We start from the raw sequence: 13,409 nt of genomic DNA, 5'->3' as shown, positions 1-13,409 counted from the left end.
CAAACGGCCTTTAAAACCCAACACCTAGAGCAACGAGTTCTTCAAGCCATTAGATTTTGCCATTGGATCCTAAACCATATGGCGCTTTTATCTTTAATATAGCAACCTTCTGGCAAACTGTCAACAACGACTAAAACCGCTCATTCAACATCAGAAGCATAATTATCGAAGTATCCCTGAATAAGTACCACCGGCGTCCCCTTATCGCCGCTACCGCTTACCAAGTCGCAAAGGCTCCCTAAAAGGTCGGTCAAACGGCGAGGAGTAGTACCCTGGGATACCATGCTGCCCACCAGGTTTTTATCCTTGGACCTTATAATTTCCCTTATCTTTTCCTCGATGTTTTCTTTAATATCCATATTATCGGCCAAATATTTCAGTTTGACCTCGTTAGGGACACCCTCCAACCCTTTGGTATATGCGGGTGACACCACCGGGTCTGCCAGCTCCCATATGCCGCTTACCGGGTCCTTAAAGGCGCCATCGCCGTATATCATTACCTCCATGTGCTTGCCGGTCAGCTCCCTAAGCCGTGCTTGCAGCCGATTTACCAACTCTTCTCCATCCCTTGGGAAGAGCTTTATGGTGGTCTCGGAAGCCTTATTGGATCCCAACAAGCCGTACTGCGGATGATAGCCGCTGCCATTGACCGGCCGGGTCAGGATATCGTCCAGCCCATAGACCGTCCTGGCTCCCGCCTGTTTTAGCAGGCGCTTGGTTCTAAAACGGGTATGGATATCGGCGGCCAGCACGTGTGGAGTATACTTCAATATAGCCCTGGGGTCGTTGGAAAATATTATGGTAACTCCCTCAACCAGCTCCTTGTAGTATTTTATATAGTCTATGCCGGTAAAGGGGTGAATAGCTCCATGTCCAAAATATCTATAGAATTCCTCTTCGGTCAATGTATCGGTATATGGGTTAATCCCTTTCTCGTCCAGCTCATCCCATGTGAGAATGGGATTGCCCACCTCATCGGTAGGGTAACTCAGCTGAAGGTAAACCTTTTTAACTCCTCTGGCAATGCCTAAAAGCAGCATGGAAAACCTGTTGCGGCTGAGTATGGGGAACACCACTCCTACTTCGCCATCGGGATATTTTTCCGCCACGTCCTGCGCGATGTGATCAATGGTGGCATAGTTTCCCTGAGCCCTTGCCACTATCGATTCTGTAATACCCACTATATCCCTGTCATGCAGGGCATAGCCTTCCGCTCGGCTGGACTCCACCACCGCTTTGGCCACTATTTCCACCAGGTCATCCCCTTTGTTTATTATGGGCAGGCGTATGCCCCTCGCCTGCGTACCCACCGTCCTCATGTGCATACCTCCACTTCTCCGATTTATATGCCAAACCGATGTACCGTCATCCTTTCAACCGAAAATAATCCATCAACGAAGGCATTCAAATACGATTATATACCATTTGCAACCATAAATCCAATTAATAAAAATTATCAAAAGTATAAGCTATTTTTATCAGTCCAAAGGCCTCTCCCGCATGAAAGGGACCTCAAAATTTTCAAACTTTACTACTATAAATGGCAACGAGCTGGGAAATTTCTTTTATAGTCGGGCATCACCTTTATTACTCTAATCACTACAACAACTTTCAACCTCTTATATCTTATTATTTTTCATTTATCTTTATATCTATCTGCAATGTCTTTTTCTGCCTTATATCTTAAATCAACCTTTTATCCAACTTGCTCTTCTCTCAAAAAATAAAAAAGCTTTCCCGCCATAATCGAGCAGGAAAGCATGTACAGCCGCAACCTACTCATTTTGCAACTTATACAGGATCTTAAAGCCGTTCTCTTCAAGCGTTTTTTCTATATCGGCGGTGTTAAAAGAGTTTATGCCCACCACAACGCTACTGGTTCCATCCGCCCCGCGGAAAACCGCCACGCGGGTGATGTTGGCGCCATACTGGGCAAAAATGCCCGTCAGCCTAGCCAAAATGCCGGGCTCATCCGACGCTTCGATAGTGAGCCTGGTACCCTTCTCACGGAAGCCCAGCAGTTCAATGAAAGCATCGAAAATATCGCTCTCGGTTATGATCCCTACCAGTTTATCTCCGTCCACTACCGGCAAAAAGCCCACCTTTTGATCTCGCATGAGGGTGGCCGCCTCTTCCAAAAGGGCGTTGGGCGATATGGTGACCACGTCTTTGGTCATGATCTGCTTTATCTTGGTTTTGGATAGCAGATAGATGATCTCGCCCATGCTGAGGCTGGTCGCCTTGGATGGCGAATACCGTTCGATGTCCTCTTTCGTGACCACGCCCACCAGCTTGCCGTCCTTGACAACCGGCAGCCGCCTTATGCCGTGCTTCATCATGAGCTCCTGAGCATCCGGAACGGTCTGATCGGGAGAGATGGTAAACGGGTTGGTAGTCATCCTGTTTTTCACGAACATAGCATTAACCCCCTAGATATGCTTTTTTAATATCTTCGCTCTCCATCAGTTCAGCGCCGGTGCCCGAAAGCACAATCCTTCCGGTCTCTATTACATAAGCGCGATGCGCGATCTGTAGCGCCATCCTTGCGTTTTGCTCCACCAGCAGCACCGTCGTCCCTTTGCTGTTTACATCTTTTATTATACTAAAAATTTCCTGGACTAACAAGGGTGCAAGCCCCATGGAAGGCTCGTCCAGCAGCAAAATTTTTGGGCGGCTCATCAAAGCCCGGCCGATTGCCAGCATCTGCTGTTCCCCGCCTGATAAAGTACCGGCCAGCTGCTTTCGCCTGTCGGCCAGCACCGGGAAAAGGTCATATACTCTCTTTAAATCCTTTGCAATGCCCTCCTTATCCTTCCTCAGATAAGCTCCCAGTTCCAGGTTTTCCAAAACCGTCATGCTGGGAAACACGTGTCGTCCCTCGGGCACATGGGAAATGCCCATCTTGACCCTTTCCTGAGCAGAGGTATTAGTTATATCCACGCCGTCCAGTACAATCTGACCGCTGGTAGGCTTTTTTAAACCCGATATGGTGCGCAATGTGGTGGTCTTGCCGGCTCCGTTAGCACCTATCAGAGTTACAATCTCCCCATCGTTGACCGTCAAAGAGACCCCTTTTAAAACGTGTATTACGCCATAATGCACATGGAGATCCTTAATTTCAAACATCGCCAACATCCTCTCCCAAATACGCCTCTATGACCCTCTTGTTTGACCTTATCTCATCCGGAGTACCTTCAGCAATCAATATTCCGTAATCCAGCACGTAGACGCGCTCGCATATCTTCATAACCAGAGACATATCGTGCTCGATGAGAAGAATGGTCAGGTTGAACTTCTCCCTGATCCACTTTATCAGCTCGGTAAGCTGAGCCGTCTCGGCAGGGTTCATGCCGGCAGCCGGCTCATCCAGCAATAGCAGGCTGGGATTAGTGGCCAATGCCCGCGCGATCTCCAGATGGCGCTGTTCCCCGTAGGGCAGGTTTTTGGCATACTCATCCTTTTTGCCATCCAGCTTGAAGATCTTAAGAAGCTCCATTGTGGCTTCGCTGATCCGCTTCTCTTCCCTGTGATAGGATGGCAGGTGCAAAAAGCTGGACAATAGCCCATATTGTACGTTTTTATGCATGGCGATACGCACGTTGTCAAATACCGTGAGGTCCTTAAACAGGCGGATATTTTGGAATGTCCTTGCCACTCCCGCTTTGCATATTCTGTGTGGCTTCATGCCCTGCAGCTCTTGCTGGACACCATCCTTGTCCAGGATAATGTTGCCGCTGGTTGGAACGTAAACTCCGGTTAAAAGGTTGAACACAGTAGTTTTACCGGCACCGTTGGGACCTATCAACCCTACCAGTTCGCCCTGCTTAAGCTCTATACCCACGTTTAAAACGGCGGTCAATCCGCCAAAGGATTTGGTAAGCTTGTGTACCTTGAGCAACGGCATGTCTATTTTGCCTCCTTCTCAAACGCAAAAAACTTGCCCAACCTGCTGAACATAGAGAGCGAGATCTCCTTTGAACCGAGCAAGCCCTGGGGGCGGAATATCATTATCACGATCAAAATGAGAGCATACAGTATCATGCGGATTTCGGAAAACGATTGAAGCAAGGTGGATATAACTGCCAGCAAAATAGCCGCCAAAATGGATCCCGATATGCTTCCCATCCCTCCAAGTACCACTATAACCAGGATATCCACCGACTTTAGAAATCCGAATATGTCGGGCTTTATAAAATAGAAATATGAAGCATACAGCGCTCCGGCTATGCCCGCACAAAAAGCGCCTATTACAAAAGCCAGAACCTTGTACCATGTGGTGTTGATGCCCATGGTCTCGGCTGCTATTTCATCCTCGCGTATGGCTATACAGGCCCTTCCATGGGATGAGTTTAAAAAGTTCCTTATCAGCAGCACCGTTCCAACCGTAAAGATAAACAGCCACGTCCAGTTGACAAATCTGGGTATACCGCTCAAACCCCGTGGACCGTTGGTAATATTGTCCATATTGATAAACAAGATCCTTATTATCTCTGCCATGCCCAGCGTGGCAATGGCCAGGTAGTCCCCTCGAAGGCGCAAGGTGGGCAATCCCACCAGAAAACCCACCAAGGCTGCCAGTAAGGCTCCCAGCAGAGTACCCAGCAAAAAGTGGGGAATAGTAGGGTTTTTAAGAATGATCAGAGCACAGGTATAGGCACCTATGGACATAAAGCCGGCATGTCCCAGCGAAAACTGGCCGGTAAACCCCGTAATTAGATTAAGGCTAACAGCCAATATGATGTTTATGCAGATAGTGGTCAGTGTGGCCTGCAAGTAATCATTTATAATGTTAACCGAAATGAGCAGTTGAACAACCCCATATGTCAATACGATTAGAACAAGTCTCCTTATAAATTGAGCACTCAGCTTGCCCTTCATATTGCACTACACCTTCTCCCCGGTATTTTTACCAAGTAGTCCTGCCGGCCTTAAAATAAGGATCAATATCAGAATGGCAAACACCACAGCATCTCTGTACATTGAATATCCCAATCCCGCCACAAAAACCTCTATAATTCCTATTAAATATCCGCCCAGCATGGCTCCCGGTATTATGCCGATGCCTCCAAAAACGGCTGCAACAAAGGCCTTTAACCCAGGCAAAACGCCCATCAGCGGATTGATGGAGTTATAATACACGCCAACCAAAATCCCCGCAGCTCCGGCCAAAGCCGATCCCAAAGCAAAGGTAAAAGAAATGGTTGAGTCTACATCGATGCCCATAAGTTCGGCAGCATCCTTATCCAGGGAAACGGCACGCATTGCCTTGCCGATCCTGGTCTTCTTGACGATAAGCTGTAGTAGCACCATCAAAATGACGGTTATGAGTGCGATTAGAATCTGCTGGGCCGATATTACCACATCTCCCATTTTGAAGGTCTTTGCCATAAACCCGGTCATGGGCGGATAGGTCCTCACGTCTGCGCCAGCAAAGAACATAGTGGTATACTCCAAAAATAGCGATACGCCTATGGCGGTTATGAGCGCGGTAATCCTGGTAGCATTGCGCAAAGGTTTGTAGGCAATCTTTTCGATTACAACGCCCAGCAAGGTACAAACCAGCATGGAAGCAAGCAGGGAGGGGAAAAAGTCCAAACCCAGCTTGGCCATGCACACATACCCCACATAAGCGCCTATCATGTATACATCGCAGTGGGCAAAGTTTATCAGCTTTATAATGCCGTATACCATCGTATATCCCAAAGCGATAAGCGCATATATGCTCCCCAGCGATATGCCATTGACAATCTGCTGTAACAGCTGCTCCACACGCTCTCCCTTCTTCCTCTATATTCTAATAGCCATACTAATAGCCATCTCCACAAAATCACAAAGTCCTGGTACTGCCCAAAATAAAACATCCATGGGCTGTCTAAACGCATATAAGTGAGGACGCAATAAACGCCCTCACTTATATGCAGGATGATCACACTGTATGGTATTTCATTTATTCGGTAACTCTATAGGTTTTGTACTGTTTTCCATCCTTCAATTCGATGACGATTATATCCTTCACCACATTATGATTCTCGTCAACGCTCATGGTTCCAGTTACGCCTTCAAAATTCTCGGTTGCCTCCAAGGCCTTCTTCAACGATTCGCCGTCCAGCTTCTCGGCTCGGCTTATAGCGTCAACTACAAATTTGGCCAGGTCATACCCCAATGCGTTAAAGGCGTCGGGCTCCTTCTTGTACTTGGCCTTAAAGGCCTCCACAAAGTCGGCTACCACAGGGCTGGGGTCCACCGAAGAATAGTGATTGCTAAAGTAAACGTTGTTGAGGGCCTCAGCACCGGCCAGTTCGGCCAGCTTGGGCGAATCAAAGCCGTCGGCCCCAAGTATGGGAACGTCTATGCCCTGTGCACGCGCTTGCTTGATGATCAACCCCGCCTCATTGTAATAGCCCGGAATAAATATCACATCGAAGTCCTTCCCCTTTATGCTGGTCAATACGGCATTAAAGTCGGTATCGCCTGACATATAGGCTTCCTGGGCCACAATGGTGCCGCCTCCAGCCTCAAAAGTGGAAGTAAAAGCTTCTGCAAGTCCTTTGGCGTAATCGCTTGAGCTATCCATGATTATGACGGCCTTCTTGCTAGAAAGGTTTTCTAAGGCGAACTTGGCTACCGCGTTGCCCTGCTGAGAATCGGTAAAGCAGATGCGGAAGGCGTATTCCTTTACGCCCTTATCGTCTACCGTTACGTTGTCGGCAGTAGCCGAACCCGAAATTACAGGTACCTTGTTCTGGTTTGCTACCGGAATGGTAGCCATGAAAGCTCCAGAAGTAGCAGGTCCCAGTACAGCCACTACTTTGTCCTGGGTTATCAACCTGGTAGTCAGGGTAGTGGCTTCTGACGCATCGGATTTGTTGTCATACTTTACGAGCTGAATTTTCTTACCGTTTATGCCGCCAGCCTCATTAATCTGCTCAATAGCCAGCTCTATACCTTCTACCGAGCTTTGACCATAAGTCGCAACGCCGCCAGACAGCTCGTAGTTGACGCCTATCTTGATGACATTCTGATCCGTAGAGACCGTTTGAGAACAACCGGCAAACACCAACATAGACATGACCAACAAGAAAATTACGCTGTACTTCTTCATCCTATTCACCCCTCCGTATTTTTATAAATAATACTATAACGGTTAACGCCGTGTCAATATACAAATCAGCGGTTTTAGACCTATTGTTCCTACATTAATATAGCGTCCAAATGTTTATAATTAAATAAAAATGAAAATTTATAAGCTTATCCATTCCATTTCACAGCTTTTTACACTTTATAATGCTAAAAAAGATAAATGGATTTCGAAAATTTCAATTGCAATTTTGAAGAATATACGGTATTATATGAATGTAAAACACATTATCGGCATAATTAAATGGTTACAACCCATAAGTTTTTTACAAAATCATAACAATCGTTCGACTATATTTTAAAAGGAGGTTTTATTTATGGAGAAATTTTTCAAAATCAGGGAAAACGGCTCCACAGTATCAACCGAAATTCTCGCAGGCCTTACTACCTTCTTCGCCATGTCTTACATCATTTTCGTCAATCCAGCTATCCTCTCACAGACGGGCATGCCACGGGAAGCCGTATTTTTAGCCACAATCATTGCTTCGGTGGTAGGCACTCTGGTCATGGGCCTTTTCGCCAACGTGCCCTATGCACAGGCTCCCGGAATGGGGCTTAATGCTTTCTTTACCTATACTGTATGTTTTGGCCTGGGATTTAGCTGGCAGCAGGCGCTGGCAATGGTTTTCATCTGCGGCATCATAAACATCATCATCACGGTGACCAAGATTCGTAAATCCATCATCAAATCAATCCCCGTCAGCCTGCAAAATGCAATCGGCGGCGGTATCGGCATCTTTATAGCTTATATAGGAATTAAGAACGCCGGGCTTTTGAAGTTCACTTCGGATCCTGGAACATATGAAATGCTGGAAAGCGGCACTGTCATATCCAATTCGAGCATTGTTCCAGCCCTTGTAACCTTCAACAACCCAACCGTCATTCTCGCCATCATCGGCATCGTTTTGACTTTTATTCTGCTGGTGTTCAAGGTAAGAGGGGCAATTTTAATCGGCATTATAGCCACCACCATCATCGGTATCCCCATGGGAGTGGTGGATGTTTCGCAGCTTGGAACCACCTCGGGAATCGGTGAGGCATTCGCTAAGCTGGGCACCACCTTTGGTGCAGCCTTTGGCCCTGAAGGAATGGGTTCCCTGTTCTCCGACCCCGAAAAAATCCCTCTAGTGCTGATTACCATATTCTCCTTCAGCCTTGCCGACACATTTGACACCATCGGCACTTTCATAGGCACCGGCCGTCAAAGCGGCATATTCACCGACGAGGATATAAGGCTCATGGAAACCAGCAGCGGTTTCAAATCCAAGATGGACAAAGCTTTGTTTGCCGACGCCATCGCCACTTCGATCGGCGCCATATTTGGCACCTCCAATACCACCACCTATGTTGAAAGCGCTGCGGGCATAGGTGCTGGCGGGCGTACCGGCTTGACCAGCGTTGTGACGGCGCTTTTGATGCTAGCCTGCATCTTCTTGGCACCTGTAGCCGGCCTGGTGCCCGCACAGGCAACTGCTCCGGCCCTCATCGCAGTCGGCATCATGATGATGTCAGCCTTCAAGGAGATCAAGTGGGATGATATAGAGGAAGCAATCCCCGCATTCTTTGCAGGCATCTTCATGGCCCTTTGCTACAGCATTTCTTACGGCATTGCAACGGGATTCATATTCTACTGCCTGATCAAAATCTGCAAAAAGCAGCTTAAAGACATCCATCCCATCCTGATAGTATCGACGCTGCTGTTTATACTAAACTTCATCATGCTTATCTTTATTGAATAAACTTTATCCCGCATAGCGTAAAAATTGGACGTTGTGTAATCATCAAAAAGGGCGCCGGCCTAATACTCAAGCCGGCGCCCTTTTCGTTTGCCCTCTGGTCAATATAACTCTTTGCAAGGCCATTTATTCCTTACACGCTCTCGCTCTTTATGGCGTCCATGATGTTCTCATGCCGTATCTTCCTCATGGAATACACCATGCTGGCAAACACCACGAAAAACACGCTCAATACGCTTATGATTATGCTACCTGTGGGCAGGCGGAAGGGCATTTCAACCCCTTGCCGTATGCTGATATGGATCAGGTAGGTGATCAGCACCGAAACCGGCAGCCCGTAAAGCAGGGCTTTAAGTCCGTAAAATATACACTCATAGTTCAGCATCCTGTTGAAGCTGCTGTCAGTCATGCCCACCGATTTCAGCATGGCAAATTCTATTCTCCTTAAGTTAATATTGGTGGAGATGGTATTAAACACGTTTGCAATGCTTATGAGGGAAATGAGTATTATAAACCCGTAGGAGAACACCGATATAATGGTGACGATATTGCGGCTGTTCTGTATATACCCTGCTATATTAAGCAGGTTGTGCGTTGGAAGACCCGCATCCACAAGTATATCCATTATGTCCTGCTCGGCTTCAAAAGGATCTACAGCAGCGAAATACATATTTGCAGGGCCCCAGATTTTCTCGTCACCATCAAAAATGGCCTTTCTTATTTCATCGCTGACCACCACAAGGATTGAATTAAAGGAGGAAGCATAATCCGGCACCCCGAACGGAGCCTCATTGGCAAAGGCGACAAGTTGGATATCCTCCTTCAATTGCCTTTCACCATCTTCCTGATGAACAACAGTCAAGGCTATGCTCTCGGGCTTTTTGCTGCTAAATATGCTGGAATTTATAAACCTCTTTTGCTGGTCATCATAATAGTGCTGGTAATCTATTGCAATCCCGGCAGGGGAATCGGGATTTGTAAAGAGCGATTCATCAAGCCCCAACTGGCGCACGTAGTATTTAAAGGTATCGCGGTCAACGCTGTACAAGATCACATTTATGGGAGCCTCTTCTCCGTGGGGGATAAAACCATTATCAATCATCTCGTCATAAAACGATTGATTAAGGTACTCCTTCGGAATATCAGTAAAGGCATAAAGTTCCCTCACAATGGAGCCCTGTTCTATGCTGTCCAGCAAAACGATATCCCTGTAAACCTTAAGAGTGGAATCCTTCAAATCGCCTCTTTCGTTGGTAAAGTAATACAGGTCATAATCCACATTCTGATATACATTGGAAACGCTGTCCATAAGATACATCGAAAAGGCCGAGGCCGATACGAACAGGACTATGCTCATGAACAGCGAGACCACAGTACTGCGGTAACGCTTGCGGCTCCTCTTTAAATTTTTCAGTGCCAGATCTCCTTCCATGCCGAACAGCTTGCGTGTCAAGCGCCATGTCCTGACCTGCCGCGCAGTGAGCTTGATGTCAGTCGTCTGCCTGATGGCATCAATTGGCGATATCTTTCCGCTGCGCCATGCCGGTATATAGGCCGATACCAGTATGGTAACTAGAGCCAGGACCACCGCCGCTATCACGGAGGGGATGGACACCGACAGCGTCATAGACACGCGGTCACCCAGAGACATGATGCTGGCAAACATATCCCTCAATAAATGCAGCGTAACGCCTATGCCGGCGATGCCCGATAATATACCTACGGGTATGCCTATAGCTGCCAGCACAAGGGCCTCGAAAAACACCGAATGCTTGAGCTGCTGTGCGGTAGCGCCGATGCTGGATAGCAGGCCAAAGTACTTCTTGCGCTCGCTGACCGAAATGGAAAACGAGTTGTAGATGAACGACACCGAGCCGGCCATAATCAGTGCAATCAATATGGCCGCAAGGCTATACAAAACAGCTGTAAAATTGTCGTTCTGGCTTATACCCATAAACCTAAGCAAGTCGTCATTGTATTCATAATCTTTGTACTGCAGCTTATCCATGCCGAGGTTGTCATATATGTCGTATACCCTTCGGGGATTTTTGAGCTTTATATACACATTGGCCGTGTCGTTCTCCCCCAGCTTGCTTTTATCAAGAACGGTGATAAGGGTATATCCTGGGGCAGAGTACTCCTCTATCGCAAACGGTGGCCTTTCGCAGATCCCCACCACTTTATACGTCCTGGTACCTGTGACCACCAGCTTCTCCGATGCGCCATCCTCCTCGTGCCTGTAATAATCCTTCTGCCCCAGGACGGTACCATCGTCTAAAACCCGGTAGCCAATGTCGAGCTCAATGGTATCGCCTACCTTATACTGCACGCCGCCGTTGGTGAAGACGTGATAGGGCACGACAACCTCGTTTTCATTTTGTGGAAGCCTGCCGCTTTTTAAATGCACCGGCAACATCTCAAATGCCTTTTCATCAAACCCCAGGACATACAGATAGGGCTTATACTCGTTCAAACCGCCCTCGAGCAGCGCATAGCCTATCCCTTTGGTTACAGCAACCTCCTGTACCTCCCGGTTTTGGCTAATGCCCTCAATTGTATCAAGGTCAGCGTTGTAAAGAACTGCGTGCCAGTCTCCCGTATCGGCCTTTGTATAGTTAATCAGGAAATTTTGAAAGCTGGATATAAAAGTGGTCACGGCAGCTATCATGGCAGTGGACAGAATAATGCCAATGATGGTGACGATGGTGCGGGTTTTGCTCCTCTTCAGCGTTGCCAGCGTAACCCTGTTCATGACGTTCATGGCCTGATCACCTCATCACTTACGATCCTGCCATCCTCGAGGCTGATGATGCGGCTGGCCTGCAGCGCAATCCTCTCATCGTGCGTCACGATTATGAGGGTCTGATTGTACTTCTGATTGTACAGCTTGAGCAGTTCGATGATTTCGGCGCTGTTTTTGCTGTCCAGGTTGCCCGTGGGCTCATCCGCCAGTATCAAAGCGGGATTGGTTATGAGAGCGCGGCCTATGGCCACCCTCTGCTGCTGCCCGCCCGACAGCTGGTTTGGTAAATGCTTTGCCCTATCCTTAAGGCCCAGAGTGGTAAGCAGCTCATTCAAGCGTGCCTTATCTTCCTTTCTGCCGTCGAGCAGCAGAGGCAGCATTATGTTTTCCTCCACATCGAGCACGGGAATCAGATTGTAGAACTGATAGATCAGGCCGATCTGCCTGCGCCTGAAAATAGCAAGCCTTGACCTGTCCAGGCTGTAGATGTCAGTGCCGTCGATGTATACCTTGCCCGAGGTGGGAAAATCCACCCCGCCTAGTATGTGCAGCAGCGTCGACTTGCCCGACCCTGACGGCCCGACAATGGCCACAAACTCGCCCTTCTCCACCGAAAAGGAGACGTTGTCCAGAGCGGTGACCGCCGTCTCCCCCTTGCCGTATACCTTTGTGAGATTTTCAACCCGTAGTATCTCCATATAGCACCTCCAGAGCATTTTTAGTTTCGAGGATGAGTCTACCACAACGGTGTGACATTCAAGTGACCGGTTCTGTGACAGTTTTGTCACTTTTACCATGCTCTGAAGTATGCTCTATGCGGTTTTTCAATATATTGATAACTGCATTGATGGTTTTGCAAATTTCATGTCAAAGTCTCCCCCTCTCCTACTTATCCGGTACAACCAATACCATTTTTACAATACGAATGCAGAATGGCAGTTCCGGGTCTTGTCCTCCCCTGTTGCGGTACAGGTAATACCATTCACATCCATAGGAATAAAAAATGGCTTTAGACCATTTTTATGAGAATACGCACAGTAATTTCACACTTAATCTTCAGCAAACACCACTCTGTACACAGCAAATACTACGCTAAAAATAGGATTAATTTTGTGGATACAAGATTAATGCTATCATATACATAGCAAATACTACCCTATACAAATAAAGTAATTATTAACGCTAGGCTAATCATTTATTGAATTTAAAAATTGTTCCAAAACTTGTTTTTTAATTTCATTGTATTTATTTAATTCTTCCTGGCTGTAAGTAATTACCTCATACTCCGCTATCTGTCCATAGCAATACTCTTGTTCCGGAGACAGGACTTTATCAAATAAAACGCCCGTTGTGCAGTATTTATCAATGCCTCCATTGTGTAACAGCACATATATGTTCTTATTCCTATAAAATGGATTATATCTCATGTAGTCCATATACGGCCATTTTTTTAGAAATAAGATGTATTCCTCCCCGCACTTCATAAAATTATATCCGTTGTAAGCAAAAAACAAACGGCTCTCAAAGTTGAAATAACACGGTTCAAAAACGTATATCGTGCTATTCGCCAGATCACTGTCCCCTTTATAGACAGAAATAACTTTAACACCTGTTAAAGATGTACCTTGCAAGAACTTCCTTTCGGAAGCTACCACCTTAACTATTACTTCGGAATCGGCAACCAGCTTTGAAAATGAAATATCCTCTTCATAAAGTGGTCCTCCCCCTGAAACTTTATATTCCAACAAATCATCCAAATTCATGTTTTGAATATCGACAAAAGAGGCTCGTAC

11 protein-coding genes are annotated in these 13,409 nt (G+C 46.9%); 1 reads left to right on the top strand and 10 read right to left on the bottom strand.

Translation table 11 applies throughout. The annotated features are described in order from the left end of the window. Positions 1-140: 140 nt before the first annotated feature. From FWJ59_RS04550 to FWJ59_RS04520, 7 genes are all read right to left on the bottom strand, one after another. Positions 141-1,319, bottom strand: a complete 1,179-nt coding sequence (locus FWJ59_RS04550) for a coenzyme F420-0:L-glutamate ligase (protein ID WP_414480799.1) — start codon at positions 1,317-1,319, stop codon at positions 141-143. 456 nt (positions 1,320-1,775) lie between these two features. Beyond that, positions 1,776-2,417, bottom strand: a complete 642-nt coding sequence (locus FWJ59_RS04545) for a CBS and ACT domain-containing protein (RefSeq protein WP_414480798.1) — start codon at positions 2,415-2,417, stop codon at positions 1,776-1,778. 4 nt (positions 2,418-2,421) lie between these two features. Next, positions 2,422-3,126 (bottom strand): ABC transporter ATP-binding protein, encoded by a 705-nt coding sequence (locus FWJ59_RS04540; protein ID WP_414480797.1) that lies wholly within the window; start codon positions 3,124-3,126, stop codon positions 2,422-2,424. Next, a complete protein-coding gene (locus tag FWJ59_RS04535; protein ID WP_414480796.1) occupies positions 3,119-3,904 on the bottom strand; it encodes an ABC transporter ATP-binding protein in 786 nt (261 codons plus the stop codon). Before FWJ59_RS04535 ends, FWJ59_RS04540 begins: the two co-directional genes overlap by 8 nt. A gap of 2 nt (positions 3,905-3,906) precedes the next feature. Then, a complete protein-coding gene (locus FWJ59_RS04530) occupies positions 3,907-4,878 on the bottom strand; it encodes a branched-chain amino acid ABC transporter permease (protein WP_414480795.1) in 972 nt (323 codons plus the stop codon). A 6-nt stretch (positions 4,879-4,884) separates the two neighbouring features. Next, positions 4,885-5,769, bottom strand: a complete 885-nt coding sequence (locus tag FWJ59_RS04525; protein WP_414480794.1) for a branched-chain amino acid ABC transporter permease — start codon at positions 5,767-5,769, stop codon at positions 4,885-4,887. A 178-nt stretch (positions 5,770-5,947) separates the two neighbouring features. Further along, a complete protein-coding gene (locus tag FWJ59_RS04520) occupies positions 5,948-7,102 on the bottom strand; it encodes an ABC transporter substrate-binding protein (protein WP_025747159.1) in 1,155 nt (384 codons plus the stop codon). A 352-nt stretch (positions 7,103-7,454) separates the two neighbouring features. Between FWJ59_RS04520 and FWJ59_RS04515 the strand changes: the two genes are divergently transcribed. Further along, complete coding sequence (locus FWJ59_RS04515; RefSeq protein WP_414480793.1) at positions 7,455-8,876, top strand: NCS2 family permease; 1,422 nt, start codon at positions 7,455-7,457, stop codon at positions 8,874-8,876. Positions 8,877-9,006: 130 nt separating this feature from the next. Here the strand turns inward: FWJ59_RS04515 and FWJ59_RS04510 are convergent, their stop codons facing one another. The 3 genes from FWJ59_RS04510 to FWJ59_RS04500 all read right to left on the bottom strand — a co-directional run. Next, positions 9,007-11,634: an ABC transporter permease gene (locus FWJ59_RS04510; protein ID WP_414480792.1), complete on the bottom strand. Its 2,628-nt coding sequence runs from the start codon at positions 11,632-11,634 to the stop codon at positions 9,007-9,009. After that, positions 11,631-12,314: an ABC transporter ATP-binding protein gene (locus tag FWJ59_RS04505; RefSeq protein ID WP_025747162.1), complete on the bottom strand. Its 684-nt coding sequence runs from the start codon at positions 12,312-12,314 to the stop codon at positions 11,631-11,633. The genes FWJ59_RS04510 and FWJ59_RS04505 overlap by 4 nt, the downstream gene beginning before the upstream one ends. Before the next feature lie 489 nt (positions 12,315-12,803). Beyond that, positions 12,804-13,409 (bottom strand): hypothetical protein (locus FWJ59_RS04500; RefSeq protein ID WP_414480791.1); only part of this gene is annotated, 606 nt, incomplete at its 5' end.

The sequence above is a fragment of the Caldicoprobacter sp. genome (assembly GCF_047459465.1).
Taxonomy (GTDB): Bacteria; Bacillota; Clostridia; order Caldicoprobacterales; family Caldicoprobacteraceae; genus Caldicoprobacter.
Note: the sequence above shows the minus strand (reverse complement) of the source record. Positions and strands in the feature narration are given on the sequence as shown.